The organism is Paraburkholderia sp. NMBU_R16, from assembly GCF_013282575.1.
Classification (GTDB): domain Bacteria; phylum Pseudomonadota; class Gammaproteobacteria; order Burkholderiales; family Burkholderiaceae; genus Trinickia.
Genome location: NZ_JAAAYE010000013.1, coordinates 1 through 21,513, shown reverse-complemented (window position 1 = coordinate 21,513; position 21,513 = coordinate 1). Strand labels below are relative to the sequence as shown.

General features: G+C 63.7%; 20 protein-coding genes. 12 read left to right on the top strand and 8 right to left on the bottom strand.

Features of this window, described 5'->3' with window-relative positions; translation table 11 throughout:
• The first annotated feature begins 3 nt into the window (after positions 1 to 3).
• Together GWC77_RS08735 and GWC77_RS08730 are read left to right on the top strand one after the other, a co-directional pair.
• Positions 4 to 1,842, top strand: coding sequence for a glycoside hydrolase family 15 protein (locus GWC77_RS08735; RefSeq protein ID WP_173256607.1), 1,839 nt, complete (start codon positions 4 to 6; stop codon positions 1,840 to 1,842).
• Between the two features lie 292 nt (positions 1,843 to 2,134).
• Positions 2,135 to 3,412, top strand: coding sequence for a polyhydroxyalkanoate depolymerase (locus GWC77_RS08730; RefSeq protein WP_173256514.1), 1,278 nt, complete (start codon positions 2,135 to 2,137; stop codon positions 3,410 to 3,412).
• A gap of 82 nt (positions 3,413 to 3,494) precedes the next feature.
• Here the strand turns inward: GWC77_RS08730 and GWC77_RS08725 are convergent, their stop codons facing one another.
• A complete protein-coding gene (locus GWC77_RS08725) occupies positions 3,495 to 4,127 on the bottom strand; it encodes a TetR/AcrR family transcriptional regulator (protein ID WP_173256513.1) in 633 nt (210 codons plus the stop codon).
• Between the two features lie 290 nt (positions 4,128 to 4,417).
• Between GWC77_RS08725 and rsxB the strand changes: the two genes are divergently transcribed.
• Together rsxB and nth are read left to right on the top strand one after the other, a co-directional pair.
• Positions 4,418 to 5,260, top strand: coding sequence for an electron transport complex subunit RsxB (rsxB, locus tag GWC77_RS08720; protein WP_173256512.1), 843 nt, complete (start codon positions 4,418 to 4,420; stop codon positions 5,258 to 5,260).
• A 10-nt stretch (positions 5,261 to 5,270) separates the two neighbouring features.
• Complete coding sequence (gene nth, locus GWC77_RS08715) at positions 5,271 to 5,915, top strand: endonuclease III (RefSeq protein WP_173256511.1); 645 nt, start codon at positions 5,271 to 5,273, stop codon at positions 5,913 to 5,915.
• A gap of 43 nt (positions 5,916 to 5,958) precedes the next feature.
• On the opposite strand, the gene GWC77_RS08710 is transcribed toward nth, so the two are convergent.
• Positions 5,959 to 6,876 carry a DMT family transporter gene (locus tag GWC77_RS08710; RefSeq protein ID WP_173256510.1) on the bottom strand — a complete coding sequence of 306 codons (918 nt, stop codon included), beginning with the start codon at positions 6,874 to 6,876 and terminating at the stop codon, positions 5,959 to 5,961.
• Between the two features lie 126 nt (positions 6,877 to 7,002).
• Between GWC77_RS08710 and GWC77_RS08705 the strand changes: the two genes are divergently transcribed.
• Complete coding sequence (locus GWC77_RS08705; protein WP_173256509.1) at positions 7,003 to 7,437, top strand: DUF1841 family protein; 435 nt, start codon at positions 7,003 to 7,005, stop codon at positions 7,435 to 7,437.
• A gap of 151 nt (positions 7,438 to 7,588) precedes the next feature.
• Here the strand turns inward: GWC77_RS08705 and GWC77_RS08700 are convergent, their stop codons facing one another.
• Together GWC77_RS08700 and GWC77_RS08695 are read right to left on the bottom strand one after the other, a co-directional pair.
• Positions 7,589 to 7,972: a c-type cytochrome gene (locus GWC77_RS08700; protein WP_173256508.1), complete on the bottom strand. Its 384-nt coding sequence runs from the start codon at positions 7,970 to 7,972 to the stop codon at positions 7,589 to 7,591.
• A gap of 57 nt (positions 7,973 to 8,029) precedes the next feature.
• Positions 8,030 to 8,398, bottom strand: a complete 369-nt coding sequence (locus GWC77_RS08695; RefSeq protein WP_173256507.1) for a cytochrome c — start codon at positions 8,396 to 8,398, stop codon at positions 8,030 to 8,032.
• 268 nt (positions 8,399 to 8,666) lie between these two features.
• On the opposite strand from GWC77_RS08695, the gene GWC77_RS08690 reads away from it, so the two are divergent.
• The 4 genes from GWC77_RS08690 to GWC77_RS08675 all read left to right on the top strand — a co-directional run bounded on the left by GWC77_RS08690 (position 8,667) and on the right by GWC77_RS08675 (position 12,306).
• On the top strand, positions 8,667 to 9,509 hold the full coding sequence (locus tag GWC77_RS08690) for a MoxR family ATPase (protein WP_173256506.1): 843 nt from the start codon (positions 8,667 to 8,669) through the stop codon (positions 9,507 to 9,509).
• A 37-nt stretch (positions 9,510 to 9,546) separates the two neighbouring features.
• Positions 9,547 to 10,722 carry a VWA domain-containing protein gene (locus GWC77_RS08685; RefSeq protein WP_173256505.1) on the top strand — a complete coding sequence of 392 codons (1,176 nt, stop codon included), beginning with the start codon at positions 9,547 to 9,549 and terminating at the stop codon, positions 10,720 to 10,722.
• Between the two features lie 139 nt (positions 10,723 to 10,861).
• Complete coding sequence (gene tal, locus GWC77_RS08680; protein WP_173256504.1) at positions 10,862 to 11,815, top strand: transaldolase; 954 nt, start codon at positions 10,862 to 10,864, stop codon at positions 11,813 to 11,815.
• A 59-nt stretch (positions 11,816 to 11,874) separates the two neighbouring features.
• Positions 11,875 to 12,306, top strand: coding sequence for a VOC family protein (locus GWC77_RS08675; protein ID WP_173256503.1), 432 nt, complete (start codon positions 11,875 to 11,877; stop codon positions 12,304 to 12,306).
• A 53-nt stretch (positions 12,307 to 12,359) separates the two neighbouring features.
• On the opposite strand, the gene GWC77_RS08670 is transcribed toward GWC77_RS08675, so the two are convergent.
• From GWC77_RS08670 to GWC77_RS08655, 4 genes are all read right to left on the bottom strand, one after another.
• Positions 12,360 to 13,469 (bottom strand): FUSC family protein, encoded by a 1,110-nt coding sequence (locus GWC77_RS08670; RefSeq protein ID WP_173256502.1) that lies wholly within the window; start codon positions 13,467 to 13,469, stop codon positions 12,360 to 12,362.
• 61 nt (positions 13,470 to 13,530) lie between these two features.
• Positions 13,531 to 15,081, bottom strand: a complete 1,551-nt coding sequence (gene mctP, locus GWC77_RS08665) for a monocarboxylate uptake permease MctP (RefSeq protein ID WP_173256501.1) — start codon at positions 15,079 to 15,081, stop codon at positions 13,531 to 13,533.
• Positions 15,078 to 15,320 carry a DUF3311 domain-containing protein gene (locus GWC77_RS08660; protein WP_173256500.1) on the bottom strand — a complete coding sequence of 81 codons (243 nt, stop codon included), beginning with the start codon at positions 15,318 to 15,320 and terminating at the stop codon, positions 15,078 to 15,080. Before GWC77_RS08660 ends, mctP begins: the two co-directional genes overlap by 4 nt.
• A gap of 166 nt (positions 15,321 to 15,486) precedes the next feature.
• Complete coding sequence (locus GWC77_RS08655; protein ID WP_173256499.1) at positions 15,487 to 16,410, bottom strand: spermidine synthase; 924 nt, start codon at positions 16,408 to 16,410, stop codon at positions 15,487 to 15,489.
• A 240-nt stretch (positions 16,411 to 16,650) separates the two neighbouring features.
• Here GWC77_RS08655 and GWC77_RS08650 point away from each other — a divergent pair, with 240 nt between their 5' ends.
• The 3 genes from GWC77_RS08650 (at position 16,651) to GWC77_RS08640 (ending at position 21,327) form a co-directional block, all read left to right on the top strand.
• Positions 16,651 to 18,756, top strand: a complete 2,106-nt coding sequence (locus GWC77_RS08650) for a hypothetical protein (protein ID WP_173256498.1) — start codon at positions 16,651 to 16,653, stop codon at positions 18,754 to 18,756.
• Between the two features lie 79 nt (positions 18,757 to 18,835).
• Positions 18,836 to 20,056 carry an MFS transporter gene (locus tag GWC77_RS08645; protein WP_173256497.1) on the top strand — a complete coding sequence of 407 codons (1,221 nt, stop codon included), beginning with the start codon at positions 18,836 to 18,838 and terminating at the stop codon, positions 20,054 to 20,056.
• A gap of 161 nt (positions 20,057 to 20,217) precedes the next feature.
• Positions 20,218 to 21,327 (top strand): aromatic ring-hydroxylating dioxygenase subunit alpha, encoded by a 1,110-nt coding sequence (locus tag GWC77_RS08640; protein ID WP_173256496.1) that lies wholly within the window; start codon positions 20,218 to 20,220, stop codon positions 21,325 to 21,327.
• The last annotated feature ends 186 nt before the right edge of the window (positions 21,328 to 21,513 follow it).

The window sequence follows — 21,513 nt, the reverse complement described above, 5'->3', positions numbered from 1 at the left end:
GACATGCCCGCACTCATCGAAGACTATGCGCTCGTCGGCGACGGCCACACGGCCGCGCTCATTTCCCGCGACGGTTCGGTCGACTGGCTCTGCTGGCCGCGCTTCGACAGCGCCGCCTGCTTCGCCGCGCTGCTCGGCGCGCCCGAACACGGCTCCTGGCAACTCGCCCCGGCAGGCGAGGTGCAGGCAAGCCGCCGACGCTACCGTGACGGCACGTTGGTCCTTGAAACCGACTACGAAACGGCCGAAGGCGCCGTCACCGTGGTCGATTTCATGCCGCCCGGCAACGGCTGGTCCGAGCTCGTGCGCATCGTCATCGGCCGGCGCGGCCGCGTGCCGATGCGCCTGTCGCTCACACTGCGATTCGATTACGGGTTCTCGGTACCCTGGGTGACGCGACTCACGCATGGCAACGGCATACGCGCCGTCGTGGGACCGGACATGGCCGTCTTGCGCACCGATGTCGAATTGCATGGCGAGAACATGCACACGGTCGCCGATTTCACGGTGTCCGAGGGCGAGCGCATACCGTTTACGCTCGCGTATTCGTCATCGCATGAGCGCATGCCCCCGGCAACCGATCCGTTCTCGGCACTCGCGCGTACGGAGAATCATTGGCACGACTGGACGGCGCGCTGCCAGGTAACGGGCCGCTACGCTGCGCCGATCACGCGCTCATTGATCACGCTCAAGGCGCTCGCCTACGCGCCGACGGGCGGAATCGTCGCCGCGCCGACGACATCGCTGCCCGAGCTGTTGGGCGGCACGCGCAATTGGGACTACCGCTACTGCTGGTTGCGCGATGCAACGATCACGTTGCTCGCGCTCATGCGCTGCGGTTATTACGACGAAGCGCGCGCGTGGCGATCCTGGCTCGAACGCGCGTTGGCCGGCTCGCCGGCGCAGGTCCAGATCATGTATGGGCTCGCCGGGGAACGGCGGCTGCCGGAATCCGAGATCGACTGGCTGCCGGGCTATCTCGGCGCGAAACCAGTGCGCATCGGCAACAAGGCGGTCGGCCAACTGCAGCTCGACGTGTACGGCGAAGTGATGAATGCGCTGCATCTGGCGCGCGTCGGCGGCTTGCACACGAACGAATCGGTGTGGGCCCTGCAGCGCGTCATGCTCGACCATCTGGAAACGATCTGGCAAGAACCGGACGAAGGGCTCTGGGAGGTGCGCAGCGGCCGGCGCCATTTCACCTTCTCCAAGGTCATGACGTGGGTTGCCTTCGATCGCGCGATCAAATCGGCGGAAAAGTTCGAGCTGGACGGGCCCGTGGCGCATTGGCGCGAACTCCGGGACACCATCCATGCCGATGTCTGCCGCCACGGCTTCAACCCGGAGCGCAATGCATTCACGCAGGTCTACGGCGGCGACGACCTCGACGCCAGCCTGCTGCTGATCCCGCTCATCGGATTCTTACCGCCGGGCGACCCGCGCGTCGCCTCGACGGTCGATGCCATCGAGCGCACGCTGCTGCGCGACGGGCTCGTCGTGCGCTATCACACGTCCGATGTCGATGACGGTTTGCCGCCGGGCGAAGGCACGTTCCTGGCCTGCAGTTTCTGGTTCGTCGACAATTTGATGCTGCAGGGCCGGGGCGACGAAGCGCATGCCATGTATGAGCGCCTCGTGGCCCTCGCGAACGATGTCGGCCTGCTCGCCGAGGAATACGATCCTCGCGTCAAGCGCTTCACAGGCAATTTTCCGCAAGCTTTCTCGCATGTTGCGCTCGTGCACACGGGCTTGAATCTCATGCGGCACGAGCAGGAAATGACGCATGCCACCGGCCATCCGCGAAACGGCTCGCAATCGAAGGAAAGCAGCAATGCCGCATGAACGCCGGCAAGGCGCCCGCCGCGCGTGCCGCGCCAGCGCCGTGCCGCTCATGCGGCATTCGGTGAAATCTTTCAATCGGCCTTCGGTCATAACGCATGTCGGCCCCTAGTGCAATACTGCATACGGGAAAATCCCGGGCCTGGTTGAGAATTTGCTGCGTTGCAGCTAGTCATGTTTGTCCTATATCATCGACGAGCCGCTTCGGAATTAGGCAGACTTTTTCAGCAACGGCATGCCGCGACGCCGAAACGCCGCGTAATACCTCAGTCACCACACGCGGGAGCCTTTCACCATGCTTTACCAGCTCTACGAATTTCAGCGCGCGCTCTTGTATCCGTTGACGGCCTGGGCCCAGGCCGCCTCACGCTCATTCGCGAACCCGGCGAGCCCGATGGCCTATGTGCCGGGTGCCACCCGGTTTTCCGCCGCCTACGAGTTGCTCTATCGGCTCGGAAAAGATTACGAAAAGCCGGAGTTCAACATTCGCCAGATCGTCAAGGACGGCCACAACATCCCGATCATCGAACAGACGATCGTCGAGAAGCCGTTTTGCCGTCTGCTGCGTTTCAAGCGGTTCGCCGACGATAGCGAGGCTGTCGCACAGTTGAAGGACGAACCGGTCGTGCTCGTATGCGCACCGCTGTCGGGCCATCATTCGACGCTGCTGCGCGATACGGTCCGCACGTTGTTGCAGGACCACAAGGTCTACATCACGGACTGGATCGATGCACGAATGGTCCCGATCGAGAACGGTCCGTTCCATCTGGACGACTACGTCGCCTACATTCAGGAGTTCATCCGCTATATCGGCGCGAAGGATCTGCACGTGCTGTCGGTCTGTCAGCCGACCGTGCCGGTGCTGGCTGCCATCTCGTTGATGGCGAGCCGCGGCGAGGACACACCGCGCACGATGACGATGATGGGCGGACCGATCGATGCGCGCAGCAGCCCCACGTCGGTGAACTCGCTGGCGATGCAGCACTCGTATGAGTGGTTCGAGAACAACGTGATCCACACGGTGCCGCAAAACTACCCCGGCGTCGGGCGTCACGTCTATCCCGGCTTCCTTCAGCATTCGGGCTTCGTGGCGATGAACCCCGAGCGCCATGCCGCCTCGCATTGGGATTTCTATCAAAGCCTGCTGCGCGGCGACGAGGAAGACGCGGAAGCGCATCGCAGCTTTTACGATGAGTACAACGCTGTCCTCGATATGGCGGCCGAGTATTACCTCGACACCATCCGCATCGTGTTCCAGGAATTCCGCCTGGCCGAGGGCACATGGGAAATCGATGGCGAGCTGGTGCGCCCCCAGGACATCAAGCGCACGGCCCTCTTCACGATCGAAGGTGAGCTCGACGACATCTCGGGCTGCGGACAGACGCGCGCCGCGCATCAACTGTGCAAGGGGATTCCGGCAGCACGCAAACGCCATTTCACGGCGGAAAAGTGCGGCCACTACGGCATTTTCTCGGGCCGGCGCTGGCGCACGATCATCTATCCGCAACTGCGCGATTTCATCCTCGAGCACAACAAGGAGTCCAGACACAAAGCCGAGCCTGTAGAGGCTTGAGCCGACGCCATCGCTTTTACCGGTGCTTCGTCGAACGGGCGGCCTAGGCCGCCCGTTGCCATTATTCGGCGCCTTTGCCGTTTCAACGCCGCATCAGGTATGCGAGCAGCAGTTCGGTATTCATGCGCACGATTTCGCTGCGCTCCGCGGGCGTATCGAAATCGCGGCCTAGCGTGGCCTGCAGCGTGAAACGGTTGGAGACGATGTAATAGCCGAGGCCCGAGAGCGTCACGTAAAAGCGCAGCGGGTCCACGTTCGCGCGAAAGAGTCCAGCCCGCTGGCCCCGCTCGAGAATCGACGACAGCGTTGCGACGATCGGCGAGATCATGTCGCGAATCTGCGTCGATTTCTGCAGATAGCGCGCCTCGTGGAGATTTTCGTTGTTGACGAGACGCAACAACTCCGGATGATCGCGGTAGTAGTCCCAGACGAAGTGGGCAAGGCGCGTCATGGCTTCCACGGGGGCGATGCCGGACAGATCGAGGGCCTTTTCGGCCTCCGTCAGTGCGCTGAACGCGTGCTCCAAAACAGCCGTGAAAAGCTGCTCCTTACTGCCGAAGTAGTAATAGAGCATGCGCTCGTTGGTTTCCGCGCGACGGGCGATCTGATCGACACGGGCGCCGAACAAGCCACCATTTGCGAATTCCTCAGCCGCCGCCAGCAGAATCCGGCGCCGGGTGCCCTCGGGATCACGTTTGATTTTGAGCTGGTTCATGGTGGCCTTTGCTTCGTGCGCCGCGGTGTCCGCGTCACGCCGCCGGCTCCTCCTGGCACCCTACACCGGCTGCATGCGATGGACGCGCCTTTTCGTGGGAGATACCCCTTATTAAGCGGTCATGCGAAAAGCGCTTCGATTATGGCACATGGCTTGCCGATGGCAACCCGGGAAATCGGCGATAATGCCGGCTTTGCGCGCACCGTGAGAACGCGTGCCACCCTGGTGCGCCGGGCGCACACGCTCATATGCGTAAAGCCGCTTCACGCCGCGGCGAGAATCTCCCCACCGTGACCGACCGAAAGACCCTCGCGGATCGCATCGAAGATCTGCTTCCTCAAACGCAGTGCACGAAGTGCGGCTATGCGGGCTGCCGCCCCTATGCCGAAGCCGTCGCGCGCGGCGAGGCGGGCTACAACCAATGCCCGCCCGGCGGCGCAGAAGGCGTGGCTCGGCTCGCCGCTTTGCTAGGCAAGCCCGTCGTTGCGCTGAACCCGGCCAACGGCGCGGAACGCCCGCGGCCGGTTGCCTTCATCGACGAGTCCGTTTGCATCGGCTGCACGCTCTGCATGCAGGCTTGCCCGGTCGATGCGATCGTCGGCGCACCGAAGCTGATGCACACCGTCGTCTCCGCGCTGTGCACGGGATGCGACTTGTGCGTCGCGCCCTGCCCGGTCGATTGCATCTCGATGCTGCCGGTCACCGGCGATGCGACGGGCTGGCAGGCATGGAGCGCGGACCAGGCCGACGCCGCGCGCAAGCGGCACGATCGCCGCACCGCACGGATCGCGCGGGAGCGCGAAGCCGCCGAGGCGCGCGCCGCCGCCCGGCGAGCCGCGGCATCGCCCGCTGCTGCGGCATCGCCCGCAAGCGCCAGCGCGGAAGACGAAGCGGCCGCGAAAAAGCGCGCCATCATCGCAGCCGCGCTCGAACGCGCGCGTCAGAAGAAAGCCGCCCTCGAAGCCGAAGGCGTCGCGCCGAAGAACGTCAGCAACGTCAGTCCGGCCGTGCAGGCGCAAATCGATGCGGCCGAAGCACGGCGCCAGCGCCTGCGCACGACATCGGACGAGCCGGGCAAAGACGTACCGCGCGAAGACGCGTCCGGCGAATCCGATACGCCCTCTTCCCGTTGAAGCGAACCGCATGAACGCCACCAAACGTCGCGCCATTTACGAAGCGCTGCAAAGTCTGAATCCGCATCCGACCACCGAGCTCGAATACACGACACCGTTCGAGCTGCTGATCGCGGTCATGCTTTCGGCGCAGGCGACCGACGTGGGCGTCAACAAGGCGACGCGCAAGCTTTTTCCGGTCGCCAATACGCCGCAGCAGTTCGTCGATTTGGGCGAAGCGCGTCTTGCCGACTACATCAAGACGATCGGCCTTTATCGGACCAAGGCAAAAAACGTCATTGCCACATGCCGTCTGCTGCTCGAAAAACACGGCGGCGAAGTCCCCGCCGAGCGCGAAGCACTCGAGAGCCTGCCGGGCGTCGGCCGCAAGACGGCCAACGTCGTGCTCAATACGGCATTCGGCCAACCGACCATCGCTGTCGATACGCATATCTTCCGGGTGGCGAATCGCACCGGACTCGCGCCGGGCAAGGATGTGCGCGCCGTCGAAGCGGCCCTCGAGAAGTTCACGCCGCCCGAGTTCAGGCACGACGCGCATCACTGGCTCATCCTTCATGGCCGTTACGTCTGCAAGGCACGCCGGCCCGAATGCTGGCACTGCGTCATCGAGCCGCTTTGCGAGTACAGGCCGAAAACGCCCCCGCCAGAACTCTGAGCGGCGAGCGAGCGCCCGGCCGCTCGGTCGACCGATTGCGCGCCTACTGGTTCGCCTCCAGCGCGACCGCCTCCTCCGGCGCTCCACCGCCGGCACGCACGAGCCAGAGGACGCCACCGAGCACCGATGCGCCGCCGACCCATTGCATGGCGGTCAACGATTCGCCGAGCAGCAGCGACGCGAGCGTCACGGTGACGACGGGTTCGAGCGTCGAAAGCATCGACGTTCGCGCCGCACCGAGCCGCGCCAGGCCCGCGAAGAACGCGAGCATGGCGACCACCGTGGAAATGAGCGCGATGGCGATGACAGCGGCCCAGCCCCCGACCGTCGCGGGCCAGTGGGGCGGCATCCCCGCTGCCGTACGAACGAGCGACAGCGCGCCGAATACGACAGCGGCTACGAGGCAGATAACGCTCGTCGTCACATGGGGGTCGATGCCACGCGTCGCCCGCGTACCGGCGACGATATAGATCGAATAGATCACCGCTGCACCGAGCCCGAGCGCAATGCCGAGCGGCTCGCCGCGACCGCCTCCCACCATCAGCGCCGTACCCGCGAGGCAGAGTACGAGCGCCGCGCATTTGACCGGGGTGAGCTTCTCATGCAGCCACCATGCCGCGAGAACGGTGACGAACGCGGGGTACAGATAAAGCAGTAGCGCGACGAGACTCGCTTGTGCGTGCTGCAGCGCAATGAAATAGCAGAGCGACTGTCCCACGTAGCCTATGGCCCCCATCGCCGCGATCGCGGCAAGCGCACGCCCTTTGGGCCACACCATACCGCGGCGGCGCGCCGTCCAGCCGAGGACGGCGCCGCCGATGGCAAAGCGCAACGTGAGCAGACCCAGCACGTCGGTGCCGCCGGCATAGGCGTAGCGGCCGAAGATGGCCATCGCGCCAAATGCCGCGGCGGACAGCGCGACGAACGCCGCGCCGTAAAGCGTATCGATACGGGAGGTCATGGAAACCGGGAATTCGAAATGAGGGAATCTCTCGCGCGACGTAGAATACCGGTTTCAGCCATCCGCCGTCGGCACGAATGCGCCATCGCCCGCGCTCGCGCGACGGGCACCTTGCCCCTTTCGACGATGTTCAATCCCAGCCGCGACGAAGTCCGACGCTTTTTCACCGACACCTGGCGCAAACAGCGCGCAGGTGAAATCCTCACGCCGCTCGAAGCGATTGCGGCTGACTGGATCGTCGAGCACCCGGAATATCACGAAGAACTCGCCGACGAAGCAGCCGCGTCGTCGGCCGAATATTCGCCCGAAAGCGGGCGCACCAATCCTTATCTGCATCTGTCGATGCATCTCGCGATCAGCGAGCAGCTTTCGATCGATCAGCCGCCGGGCATCCGTGCGGCGCATGAGCGGCTCGTCGCGCGGCTCGGCTCGACGCACGAAGCACACCACGCGATCATGGACTGCCTGGGCGAAACGATCTGGGAGGCGCAACGCAATAACGCGCCGCTCGATACGGACGCCTATCTCGCTCGCATCGAGCGGCGCGCATCGCGCGACTGAGCCGCTCTCGCGTGCCCGTGCCTCCGCAACGACACGTAGCCTGTTTGCCTCGCGCGCCAAAAGCAAACACCCCGCTCACGGCGGGGTGTTTGCTTGATCGCGGCGTCGCTCCCGGTGAACGGGGACGACTCGCGCCGGACGAACGCCGCCCTTACTTCTTCTGGACGAGATCTCCGTCGAGCGATTCGATATAAGCGGCGATATCCTTCATATCGCTTTGCGACAAGCTTTGCACCTGCGCCTGCATGATCGCGTTGTTGCGGCCGAGCTTCGGGTTGCTGGTGCCCATCTGGTACTGCTTCAAAGCCCAGTAGACGTAGGTCGAGTGCTGACCGGCAAGCTTCGGGTACTCCGGCGTGACAGGCTTGTTCAGATTCGCACCGTGACACGCTGCGCAGTTATGGCTCTCGACGAGCGCCTTGCCATTCGATGCGCTCGCAGCGGCCGCCGGATTCGATACGGCAAGCGCGCCGATGGCCATCGCCGCCCCCGCAATCATGGCGATGGTCCGAAGTGCCTGATCGGGCTTGTACATGAATTCTCCTATCCCGCGAAATGAGAGTGCCTGAAAGAGCTGGAAGCGACCGCGCGGTTACTTTTCGGGATTGTTCGGCGACGAGGCCGTCTGCACCGCGTAATAAGCGGCGATATCGGCGATGTCCTGATCGGTGAGCGAACTCGCGATTGCATGCATCGTATCGAAGTGGCGATCGCCCTTCTTGTACCCGTGCAATGCGTTCGCCAGGTATTGCGCATTCTGGCCGCCCAGCATCGGCACCTTGTAGACCTCGGGATAAGCCGTGCGGTAATCGGGAATGCCGTGGCAGCCGATACACATCGCGACCTTGCCCTGACCCGCCTTCGCATTGCCGACGATATCGGCCGCCTGGGCGTTCAGCGCGAACCCCGCGAGCGCGGCAAGCGCTGCGGTCACGACATGTTTGCCGACGAAAGAGTTCATAGCTTGTAACCTGGCTGAGGGGAAACGAGCGCCCGCACACCTGCTGCCGGGCGGCGGCACAGATCGTATCGCGCCGCGCTTCATTATGGAATGGCCAAGAGACCAAAAAATCGCGGCAATTGTACCGCGACGGTTGGCCGCGGTCCACATCGGCAATGCCCCTCGCCGGCCCCACCCTGAAAGGCTCGGCCATAGGCCTGCGACATCGTGCCGCAGGCCGTGGTGCCTTCTGGCATATACTGGATTCTTTTAGCGAGAGCGGTCCGCCATGCGTTTCGAAGGTTCGTCGCAATACGTCGCCACAGACGATCTCAAGCTCGCCGTCAACGCCGCCATGACGCTCAAAAGGCCGCTGCTGATCAAGGGCGAGCCCGGCACGGGCAAGACGATGCTCGCGGAAGAGGTCGCCGCCTCGCTCGGCATGCCGCTCTTCCAGTGGCACATCAAATCGACGACGAAAGCCCAGCAAGGCCTGTACGAGTACGACGCGGTCTCGCGTCTGCGCGATTCGCAGCTCGGCGACGCGCGCGTGCGCGACATCGCCAATTACATCGTCAAAGGCGTGCTCTGGCAGACCTTCGAATCGGATGAGCCGGCCGTGCTGCTCATCGACGAAATCGACAAGGCCGACATCGAATTTCCGAACGACTTGCTGCGCGAGCTCGATCGCATGGAGTTCCACGTCTATGAAACGCGCAGGATCGTGCATGCCCGCCATCGTCCGCTCGTCGTCATCACCTCGAACAACGAAAAGGAGCTGCCCGACGCATTCCTGCGCCGCTGCTTCTTCCACTACATCCAGTTCCCCGATCCGGCGACGATGCAAAAGATCGTCGAAGTGCACTATCCGAACGTCCGCGAGGATCTGCTGCATGCCGCGCTCGAAAGCTTCTTTTCGCTGCGCAGCGTCTCGGGCTTGAAGAAAAAACCGTCCACCTCGGAGCTGCTCGACTGGCTCAAACTGCTACTCGCCGAAGACATCGCCCCCGAGGCGCTGCACGCACCCGACGGTAAGCAAGTCGTGCCGCCGCTTGCCGGCGCGCTGCTGAAAAACGAACAGGATGTGAGCCTTCTGGAGCGGCTCGTCTTCATGAACCGGCATAACCGTTGAGCCGCGAGTTCGGCCGCGTTTTTCGGATCAGCCCGCCATGCTCATCGACTTCTTCTATACGTTGCGCGCGGCGCGCCTGCCCGTTTCGGTCAAGGAGTATCTGACGCTCGTCGAGGCGTTGCGCGCGCGTGTGATTGCGCCGTCGCTCGATGAGTTTTACTTCCTGGCCCGCCTCACACTCGTGAAAGACGAGCGTTACTTCGACAAGTTCGATCAGGCATTCGCCGCCTATTTCCGCGGCGCCGAGAAGCTTGCCGAGGCGATGGTCGCGGTGCCGCCGGAATGGCTGAAACGACGCCTCGAACGCGAGTTCACGCCCGAGGAAAAGGCGGCAGTCGAAGCGATGGGCGGCCTCGACAAGCTGATGGAGCGCCTGAAGGCGCTCTTCGATGAACAAAAAGCGCGCCACGAAGGCGGCAACAAGTGGATCGGCACGGGCGGCACCTCGCCGTTCGGCAATGGCGGCTATCACCCCGAAGGTATTCGCATCGGTGGAGAATCAGCCGGCAACCGCACAGCGGTCAAGGTTTGGGAAGCGCGCGGCTATCGCGACTACGACGATCAGGTGGAGATCGGCACGCGCAATATCAAAGTGGCGCTGCGCCGGCTGCGCCGCTTCGCGCGCGAGGGCGCGGCTGAAGAGCTCGACCTGCCCGACACGATCCGCAGCACGGCAGCCAACGCCGGCTGGCTCGACCTCAAGATGGTGCCGGAGCGGCACAACACGGTGAAGGTGCTGATGCTGCTCGACGTCGGCGGCTCGATGGACGATCACATCTTGCGCACCGAGGAGCTTTTTTCGGCGGCGAAGGCCGAATTCAAGCATCTCGAGTTCTACTACTTCCACAATTGCGTCTATGACTTCCTGTGGAAAAACAATCGCCGCCGGCATCTCGAACGCATCGCCACATGGGACGTGCTGCACAAGTTCACGCCCGACTACAAGCTCGTCTTCGTCGGCGACGCCACGATGAGCCCCTACGAGGTGCTGCAAGCGGGCGGCTCCGTCGAATACAACAATCCCGAGGCAGGGGCCGTCTGGCTGCGCCGCCTGGCCGACCAGTTCCCGCACCACGCCTGGCTGAACCCCGAACCGCAGGGACTGTGGGAGTACCGCCAGTCGGTCGCGATCATCAGGCAACTGCTCGGCGAGCGCATGTACCCGCTGACGCTGGCCGGGCTCGAGACGGCCATGCGTGCGCTCAGTAAGTAGCCGTACCGGCGGGCCTGGCCGCGCACGAAACACCGCGACTCGCCGCTGCCGCTAAAATAGGGTTGTCGTCGGCGCGCCGGACGCGGTGGCCGACCCTTTCACCGTCTTCCAGCACGGGCTATGGGCCCGTTCATCCGCCATGACCACTGCCCTCGACCAACTGAAGCAATACACGACCGTCGTCGCCGACACGGGCGACTTCCAGCAGCTCGCGCAGTACAAGCCGCGCGACGCGACCACGAACCCGTCGCTGGTGCTCAAGGCCGTGCAAAAAGACGCCTACAAGCCGCTGCTCGAAAAAACCGTGCGCGACCACACCGACAGGCCTGCCGCAGCAATCATCGACAATCTGCTCATCGCGTTCGGCACCGAGATCCTCAAAATCATTCCCGGGCGCGTATCGACGGAAGTCGATGCCCGGCTCTCCTTCGACACGCAAGCTTCGATCGACAAAGCGCACGAGCTCATCGCGCTGTATAAAGCCGCCGGCGTCGACCGCGAGCGCGTCCTGATCAAGCTCGCTTCGACCTGGGAAGGCGTGCGCGCGGCCGAGGTGCTGCAAAAAGAAGGCGTGAACTGCAACATGACGCTGCTCTTTTCGCCCGTGCAGGCAGCGGCCTGCGCCGAGGCCGGGGCGAAGCTGATCTCGCCGTTCGTCGGTCGCATCTATGACTGGTACAAGAAACAAGCCGGCAGCGACTGGAACGAAGCGACGATGGGCGGCGCCAACGATCCGGGCGTTCAATCGGTACGGCGAATCTACGCTTATTACAAGAAGTTCGGCTTTCCGACGGAAGTCATGGGCGCGAGCTTCCGCACGACGAGCCAGATCCTAGAACTCGCCGGCTGCGACCTTTTGACGATCAGCCCGGATCTGCTGCAAAAACTGCAGGACAGCAAGGAGCCGGTCGAGCGCAAGCTGTCGCCGCAGATGGAAACGGACGGGTCGATCGAGCGTATCGCAGTTGACGAGCCGTCGTTCCGCTTTCAGCTCAATGACGACGCGATGGCGACCGAAAAGCTCGCCGAAGGCATCCGCGTCTTCGCAGCCGACGCGATCAAACTCGAAAAGCTGATCGAGACGCTGCGCTGAAGACCGGCCGCGCGGCAGCCCCGGGATTGCCCCACCGGACATCACTCAAGGAGACGATCATGCAGGTCCAGAGCTATCTCTTCTTTTACGGTCGCTGCGAGGAGGCACTTGCGTTCTATCGGGACAAGCTTGGCGCCGAAGTGCTGTTCATGTTGCGCAACAAGGAGGCCCCCGGCGCCGATGCGGCTCAGGGAGAACACGGCGATCAGATCATGCACACGAGTTTCCGGGTCGGCGACGCGGTGCTGATGGCAAGCGACGGCCACCCCGGCCAACAGGCCGAGTCGCACACGGGGTTCAGCCTGTCGCTTTCGCTCGACGATCCGGCCGAAGCGAGGGCGCGCTTCGATGCGCTCGCCGAAGGCGGCCAAATCAGGCTCGAATGGCAACCGACTTTCTTTGCCAATGGCTTCGGCATGCTGACCGACAAGTTCGGGATCCCGTGGATGGTCATGGCGGCAAAGCCGATGACCGAAGGCGCGGCGGCCTGACGCTCCCGGCCCGGCAGCGGCCAGCGGCGCCGCGTCCGGGCATCGGCGGCATGTCAGCGCTGAGCCGCCACGGCGGATCGCCGCTCGATATTCCAGTGGCTCTCGGTGCGCGCGAGCAGCACACGCAGTTCGTCCACCTGGGCGGCGAAACGCTCGGCGAGCCACTGCGGGCCGTTTAGCGCTTCGGAACCGCTCACCACGATAGGCAACGCGTCAGGCGGCCACGCGCCGGTGACCGGCAGCCACTTCCCGGTATTCGAGCCGAAACGCAACGCGCGGGCGATCGCGATCAACGTCGCGCGGACCGCGTAGATATTGGGGATGCGCCGATCGTCGCGCGCGGTCATTGCCGGGCCGCGCGGCTCGGCGCGCATCGCCGTCGCCATCATTTCCAGTGCGCTCAAAATCGAACGGTGCAGCCGCTGGATCGATTCGAGCTCCTTGAGCGGCACATCGATCTCCTTGGCCACCGACGGCATCAGCGAGCGCAGCTTGACGAGCCGCTGCCCCAGCGCGGCGAACGCGGCCAGTTGCTCGCCAGAATCGACAGACGCACCGGTAACGACACGCGTGTAAAGACGCGCGCATTCGCGCAGATTGCGCGCGAGCAGATAGCGCCACGAGTAAGTCGCGTAAAGCGGCAGCGCGAACGAGAACGCGAGTGCGACGGCGATGCCGATCAACACGTTGAGCGTGCGCCACAGACCGGTATCGATGGTGCTCTCGCCATGACCGGCGACGATGCAGATCGTGATCGCCGCCAGTAGCGCGATATAGCCGGGCCGTCCGATCGCGAAATAGCCGCAGATGCCGGCCGCGAGCGACATGAGCACATACATGAGCGGCATCGAGCCGATCAGGTGCAACTGAACCAGCAGCAAGAGGCCGACACCGGCCCCGAGCACGGTGCCCAGCGCGCGTTCGACCGCACGCTTGCGGATGTTGCCGTGATGCTGAAGCCCGCCGATCACGACGAGCACGGTCACCGACGCCCAGATCCCATTCGGGATATCAATGCCTGTCGTGACGAGAATGGAGGCGAGCATCGCCAGCCCCACGCGCACCGCGTGCAGAGCACGCGCATAGCGATAGCGGTAGTACGGAGACGAGACGGCGCGCGCGAGGCGCGCGACGAGCGTGCGCGGACGGAGGTGAGTGAGCATGGCGCCACATTGTAGCGCCCCGCGCGCGCCGCTCACCCCTGCGGCGCGCGCGGGATCGTGCTCAGCTTTCGATGGCGTCGAGGTAGTCTTCGGGACGCGTGCGATCCTCGGCGAGACTCATCCCGATCGCGCGAACGATGACGCTGACGACCACGGCGACGACGACATTGACGATCAGCGACCAGAGTGCGGCGTAGCCCGGAATCGCCATTCCGCCCAGGTGCAGCGTGAAGATCGAGCTCTTGAGGCTCTGCGAGGCCGCCATCCAGGTACCGATGCCGATGCCGACCGCCCAGCCCGCGAGCAGGCCCCGGTGGTCGAGCTTACGTGTGTAAAGGCCGAGCACGATGGCCGGCAGCGTCTGGATGATCCAGATTCCGCCGAGCAACTGCAGTTGGATCGCGTAAGTCAGCGGCAAGCCCAGGATAAATGCCACGGCGCCGACCTTGACGATCAGCGAAACCAGCTTCGCGACATTCGTCTCCTGGTCGTGCGTCATGTTGCGGTTGACGAACTCGCGGTGGATGTTGCGCGTGTACAGATTGGCGGCCGCAATCGACATGATCGCCGCCGGCACCAGTGCCCCGATGCCGATCGCCGCGAACGCGACGCCGACGAACCACGACGGGAAGAAATGCAGGAAGAGCGCCGGAACCGCGAAGTTCGGACCGAAAGCCTTGAAGTAAGGCGCGAATTCCGGCATATCCTTCACGCCCGATGCCAGCGCCATGAAGCCCAGCAGCGCGAGCAGCCCGAGCACGAGCGAGTACGCCGGCAGCATCGCCATGTTGCGGCGAATCGTGTTGCCGGAGGACGACGACAGAATCGCCGTGATCGAGTGCGGGTAAAGAAAGAGCGCGAGCGCCGAGCCGACCGCGAGCGACGCGTAGGCGCTGTAGCCGTTCAAGCTCGCGGTATCCGGTGCCTTGAGCAGCAGTTTCGCCGGAGGCACAGCGCTGAAGATGTGGGAGAAGCCACCCAACTGCATCGGAATCACGACGATGGCGACCGCGATCGTGATGTAGATCAGCAAATCCTTCACGACGGCGATCATCGCGGGCGCGCGCAAGCCAGACGTGTACGTATAGGCGGCGAGGATCGCGAATGCGATGATGAGCGGCAAATCGCCCACGAAGCCCGACGTATTGAAGCCGAGCGCACCGATCACGACCTCGATACCGACGAGCTGCAGCGCGATGTAGGGCATCGTCGCGAGAATGCCGGTCACCGCGATTGCAAGCGCGAGCATCCGGCTGCCGTAGCGCGCACTCACGAAGTCAGCCGAGGTCACGTAGCCATGGCGCTTGGCGACGGCCCAGAGCTTCGGGAACACGACGAAGGCGAACGGGTAGATGAGAATCGTATAGGGCAGCGCAAAAAAGCCCATCGCGCCGGCGCCGAACACGAGCGCCGGGACGGCGACGAACGTATAGGCCGTGTAGAGATCGCCGCCCAGCAGGAACCAGGTGACGATCGTGCCGAAGCGCCGGCCGCCCAGGCCCCACTCCTCGAGGTGGGCGAGGTCGCCGCGACGCCAGTTCGCCGCGAAGAAACCGAGAATCGTGACACCGACGAAAAACAGAACGAAGACGATAGTTGCGGTGGCGTTCATCGCGCGCCCCCATTTCCGGCGCTCGCCTTCGAGATATTCTTGGTTTTCAGATAAACGAAGGCCGTGATGACAGCGCTCACGAGCACCCAGAAGAGCTGATACCAGTAAAAGAACGGGAAACCCCACAGCTGCGGGTCGACCTTGTTGTACGACGGCACCCAGATCATGGCGATCCAGGGGATGACTAACAGCCAGAGCCAGTGTTTGGCGGCTCGATTGGCGTCGGCATTGTGAGCCATGACGTCTCCTCTTTTACTCTTTATCGAAGCTGCTACCCGTATCGTGACCGGTCCGCCTCCCCCGCGGGTGCGTTTCCGGGCATCTTATAAAGCTTCGCAAGAGTATAGGAGCGCCGCGCAGCCGGTCAAGCGGGGCGGACCCTGGCAGGCGGCGCCCCACGCGGGCTCAGATGGAGAAGACGGGCGTGCGCTCCGGCTGGACGGCTTCGAGCGCGCTCACCCACTTGCGCGCCGGCAGACCCAGCTTGTCTTCGATCAGCCGGGCACGGGATTTGAGCGCCGCGAACGGCACGGCGAGCTCCGGCCCCGAGAAAGCGAGCGCGATGCGGTTACCTTCGTGGACCTCGGGCAAAGCGACGACGCGGCCGTCGAAGGCAGCCTTCAAGTGCTTCATATTGCGCACGAAGCTCGGATGATCGCCAAAGAGGTTGATCGTCGCCATGCCGGCGTCCGTCAGGCAGGCCCGCACGGCGCGATAGAACGCCACACTGTCGAGCACCGGACCGCGAGCCGTCGCGTCGTAAAGATCGATTTGCATGACGCCGACGGTGCCGCGGTTCGCACGATCGTGGACGAAATCCCAGGCGTCGGCTTCATGGACCGAGAGGCGGGCATCGTCGGACGGCAGCGCGAACATCGTGCGGGCCGCAACCACGACGGCGGGATTCAGTTCGACCGCGTCGACCCGCGCGCGCGGCAAGAAGCGATAGGCGAATTTCGTGAGCGCGCCGGTACCGAGACCGAGCTGGACGATGCGCTTCGGCGTTTCGAGAAAAAGCAGCCACGCCATCATCTGCTGCGCGTATTCGAGCTCGATGCGATCGGGCTTGCGGATACGCATTGCGCCTTGCACCCACTCAGTACCGAAATGCAGATAACGGACGCCACCCTCTTCCGAGAACGTAACGGGGGCGAATCGCGGTTTGCGCGGCACATCGATGCGGGGGGCGTCGTCGAGTGCTGCCGCGCGGCGGGCCGCGGCGCGCTTGCCATTGATGCCCGCGCTTTCGCGTTCGAGACGGGATGAACGGGCGGATTTGCCACGGAAAGCGCGCGCCTCGGCCGAAGCGCGCTTAATGAGATCGGTCATGGATGATGTCGCGCGACACGCGCGCCGGGTTGAATCGGACGAGAGGATAGCACCGCGCGCCATCCAAGCTGGGCAATCGCGCGCCGCCGCTGTTCGCCCTGTTCTCCGCCGTTTCGCCGCAGGCATAGGGCAGCGGGCGCGGCGGTTCGTATTCTCGAAGACTTTTTTCGCGGCGGCATGCTCAGCGGCGGCGCTTATGGCGGGGCTATCCGTTCGCGTTTTCCAAGGAGGCTTGCTTGTATGTTGAAGTCCATCGCGTCATCCAGCCCAGCATCTCCGCCGTCCTCGCCCGAGCATATCGCGATCGATATCGACCCGCCGAACGCCGAGTCCCGCACCGACAGGCGCCTCGTCGACTCGCCGCTCGTGCCGTTCGCATCCAGCAGCCCCGCCGATAAAGCCGGTGTCTCGACGACGGCGCCGAGAAACGCCACAACGGCGAAATTGCAAGGCCTGCAGACAGGTGGCTCGCAGGACGAGATTGCGTCGGATGGAAGTCGGGGCAACGCCAGCACACGATCTTCGCAAGCCTCCTCGCCCGACCATATTGCGATCGATATCGAGCAGTTGGCCGCCGCCCACGGAATCGACAAGGCGCACGTGCTTGGCGAGACGTCCCCATCGGTGGACGACCTGCGGCTGCCGAGCGTGATGGGCGGGACTGTCGCACGCGGCAGCGACACCAAGCTGCGATCCAGCGATCGTTTCGTCAACGCGGTGCTGAAATTCGTCGATGCCAAGTTCCCCGGCGAGCTCGATAAGCTGGACTTGCCCAAGGGAACGAGACTTTCGCTGCCGCTCGAGAAATCGATCCTGCTCAACGCGCGCCAGTTCGAGCAAGGCTGCAAAGTTCAGCACATCGATGTGTTGGGGGCCGAAGAGCCGCTGCCCGTCAATATCGATCTGTCCACCTATAGCGCCCGACAGGCGATCAGAAAAGGCGCGAGCGGCTTTGCCGACGGCGCTCGTCTGAACCTCGATGCCCGCCAACTGCGAAGCGGATCTGCACAAACCGGCGAAGCGTCGATATCTGGCCGCGCCGCAAGCGATGGACGTTCAGGCGATCTGCATCCTTTCGAATTCCTCAAGGGCACGAAGTACGAGGTCGAGACCGATCATCCCGGGCTGAAGGCGTTGATCGAAAAGGCGCTCAGCGACGAAGAGCCCGCTACGCTCGAACTTCGTGCCCGCCTGGGCGCGCATTCGATCAACACCGTACTCAATCAGAAGACACTCGACTGGAAACTTCTTGCCGCCATGGCACTGAGCCTCGGAGGCAGCACACTCATCGCGTATCTGCTGGACGTGAAAGCCGTCACGGCGATCGTCAAGAAGGTCGGCAAAAAGCTGGGCAAGGACAGCACGCCGACGCGCTTCGTCGAAGCATTCGCGGCTTCCACGGTTCCCTCTCCCGCGGAGTTCGCCGACTCGATGTTCGTCAAGCGAATCATCGAGCGGTTCCGAGGCAACAGCCTGCTGCCCGAATCGATGGATGAGGTCAAGGACGACGTAAAAGACTCCGCCGTTTCCGGCTTGATCGCCGCGCTCGGATCGATTCCGTCGAACCTCGTGCAGGTCACCCGCAAGGGGGGAGCAATCGCGGGCAACGTCGTCACTAATGTGCTCGCCACGGCCACCTCCGCGGCGATGGCCCCGATGGAGGTGGCCAAAGCGCGCGAACAGATGATCGCCGCTGTCATTCAACAGCGCTCGGCCGGCTTCTTTCCCGCATCCGAGGCGAGCGCCGCGTCTTCGCCGGACGTCACGCCGGCTCAGGCGCTGGTCAAGGAAGTCGGGCACGAGATTCAGGGAGCGCTCGAAGTGACTCGCGGTGTCGGGGACACGATCAGCTCGATGGGCATCGGTCAGGTACTGAGTCTGGCAGCCTTCGCTCCAGTGACCGCGCTGGCACGCGCACACATGATCTCCGAGATGATGCAAAAGGTCGCAATGATCGCGGTGAATACGCCAACCGAGGTTCTGAGCCTTGGCACAGGTATTTTGACGGGCAGGTACGTTGGCGGTCTGGGCGGATTATTGACGACGGATCAGGAGAAAAACCGCCGCATCGCCGAGTTGATCGTCAACAAGACGATCGAGCGGCTGCACAACGCCGCGGCTGGCAATGGCGATGCTACGGTCCCGATCAGCGAGGCAGAGTTGCGTGCGATCGAACATCCTCCGCTGGAGCTGACGTTTCCTGTCGGCAAGGGCATCGTTCACGCCATGAACGGCGCGATCGACTTCTTTGCCGAGATCGCCGCCAAGACCCGAGGCACGCCGCGCGAGCCGAGCCTCGCTGAGAAAGCGGCCCAGGCCGCCACTCGGCCAGCCCTGGACGAATAGCCATCGATGCTGTGCCGGCCGGGTCCCGCGGAACGAAGCTTGCTTCGTCGATGAAGCGTTCGAATCCGCGGGGAAGACGATGCACACGCGAACATTGCAAAAGGTGGCATTGAACGGCCGGACATCGCTCGTCGCGGTTTCCGTACTACTCGGCGCGCTGTATGCGGGCAGCACGATCGTCACGCCGCTCTATCCGCTTTATCAGCGCGAGTTCGGTCTGTCCGAACTGTCGATCACGTTCGTGTATGCCACTTACGTGGTCGGCAATCTTGCTGCACTGTTCGTGTTCGGGCGGATATCGGACCAGGCCGGTCGCCGGCCCGTCAGCTTGACCGTGCTGGCGGTGAGCGGAGTCAGCGCACTGTTGTTCCTCTTTGCCGTGCACCCGGCTCTGCTGTTTCTCGGGCGTGCGGCAAGCGGTCTCGCAATCGGCGTGGGCGCGGCCACGGCGACGGCCTGGATCGCCGACCTGTATGGGGCTGCCGACAAGGCCAACGCGAGTCGTCTCGCTGCTGCCGTCAATCTCGTAGGGCTTGCCGTCGGCGTGTTGGCAGCCGGGCTGCTCGCGCAATTCGCGCCTTGGCCGTTGCATACGGTCTATGCGGTCTATCTGCTCGTGCTTGTCGTTACGGCCGTGCTCACCGCACGAACTCGCGAGACGGTCGACTCTTCGGCGCACTCGGGCGGCGAGGTCTCCTACAAGCCTCGGATCGGGATCCCTCCGGAGTCGCGCGCGGCGTTCATCCCCCCTGCCGTTACGGCGTTCGCGACGCTTGCGTTGCTTGGATTCTATGCCGCGCTTTTGCCCAATCTGCTGGCCAACAGCATGCAGCAACACAGTCCCGCGTTGAGCGGGGCGGTTGTCGCCGAGGTCTTCCTAGTCGGTGCAGCGACGGTGGCGCTCGCGCCGATGCTGGCTTCCCGCACCACCATGTTCATCGGTTTGTGGCTGCTGCCGCCCAGCCTCGCGTTGCTGTTGTGGGCGCAGTTCGCCGGATCGATGGTTCTGTTGATATCGGCGACGGCGCTATGCGGAATCGCATCGGCCTTCGGGTTTCGGGGGAGCCTGCAAGAGGCCAACCGGATCGCGCCCCCTGAACGCCGCGCGGAGCTGCTGTCGGCCTACCTGCTGTGCTGCTATGCCGGCAACTCCCTGCCGGCGGTCGGCGTCGCGGTACTCGCGCGCTTCGTCGGGCGCCTATGGGCGGACGTCGTCTTCGCGGCCATTTTGGTCCTGCTTGCGTTCATCGCATTGGCCATCGGCCTGCGCCACGCGCGCCGGTCGGACCGAGCGCGTTGACGGTCCCATTGCCGCCCGATGGCGGGCCCTGCGTCGCTGCGGATAGGACGAGATTTCGGTCAATTCATCCAAGTTCGCGTAAACTGCGCCCAATGCCCGTTCGCCATGGCATTGCTTTTGGCGATGCCCGGAGGCTCCCCTCATGGAAGGAGGTGTCACGCATGCATGCAGTGCCTTTGCAGGATGGCAGTGCGATCGAACCGCCCGTAACCGCTCCGGTGCGCGATCTGCGCCGTGTCCCGATCCATCCCGATCACTGGTATCCGCTCGCGTGGTCGAGCGAACTGAAGCGAGGTAAAACACTCGGCGTGCGGTTCGCGGGCGACCCGATCGTTCTGGCGCGCACGAAATCCGGTACGCTGTTCGCGCTCGAAGATCGTTGTGCACATCGGCAAGTCCCGCTGCATGCGGGCGTGGTGGATGGCGAATCCATCCGCTGCGGATATCACGGTTGGACCTACGACTGCACGGGCCGCTGCGTCGACGTGCCGTATCTCGGGCGCGAGCGGCTGCCCAACGGCGTACGCGCCTATCCTTGCCGCGAGGCGCACGGCCTGATCTTCGTGTTTCCCGGCGATGCCGCGCTGGCCGACGAACGGCCGCTGCCTGATCTGCCGTCCGCGGGGGACAAGGCGTACAAAACGCGCCGCTTCGGCCGCGAGGTGAAGTGCCACTACTCGTTCATGCATGAAAACCTGATGGATATGAATCATCAGTTTCTGCACCGGCGGCAGATGGGGCAGATGCGCGCGCGCTCGTTGGGCCGCCGTCGCGGCGACGACTGGGTGGAAGTGGACTATACGTTTGCGCGCATGGAAGGCAAGCAGCCCGTGGGCGAAGCGCTCGTGTTCGGCGCCAGCAAGAAGGAGACCGAGCGCAATCACAAGGACGTGATGACGGTTCGGACGCTCTATCCGTATCAAACGCTGCAGATACGCTCGAGCGACGGTACGTTGGTGATGGATCTGTGGATCGTCTATGTGCCGCTGGATGCGGCGCAGCGCACCAATCGAACGTTTGGCCTGCTTTCGATTCGCAAGCCCAGCATTCCGTTTGCATTGGATCTGGCGTGGCCGCTACTGGTCTGGTTCACGGAACGCATTTTCAAGGAAGACCGCTGGATCGTCGAGCGCGAACAAGAGGCGCATGACCAGCAGGGAGCCGATTGGAACCATGAAGTCTTCCCTGTCATCAATGAATTGCGCGATTTGCTGCGCAATTGCGGCGGCCGGACGGTGATTCCGATCCGGGAGGTGGGTGACGGGGGCTGAGGGGCGAGCGCGCTTCCTAGTCCAGCGTGGCTCACGCCCCCTGCCACATCACATACGATGGGTCTGTCAGAAATTTCGTGTTCAAGGCATATGATGCTCCCCAGGAGAAAATATGCCTCGCAAACCCAAGACCCCACCGGTAGAGCTGCCGGCGATTCCTGCTGAACTTCTTGAGCAGTTCGGCAA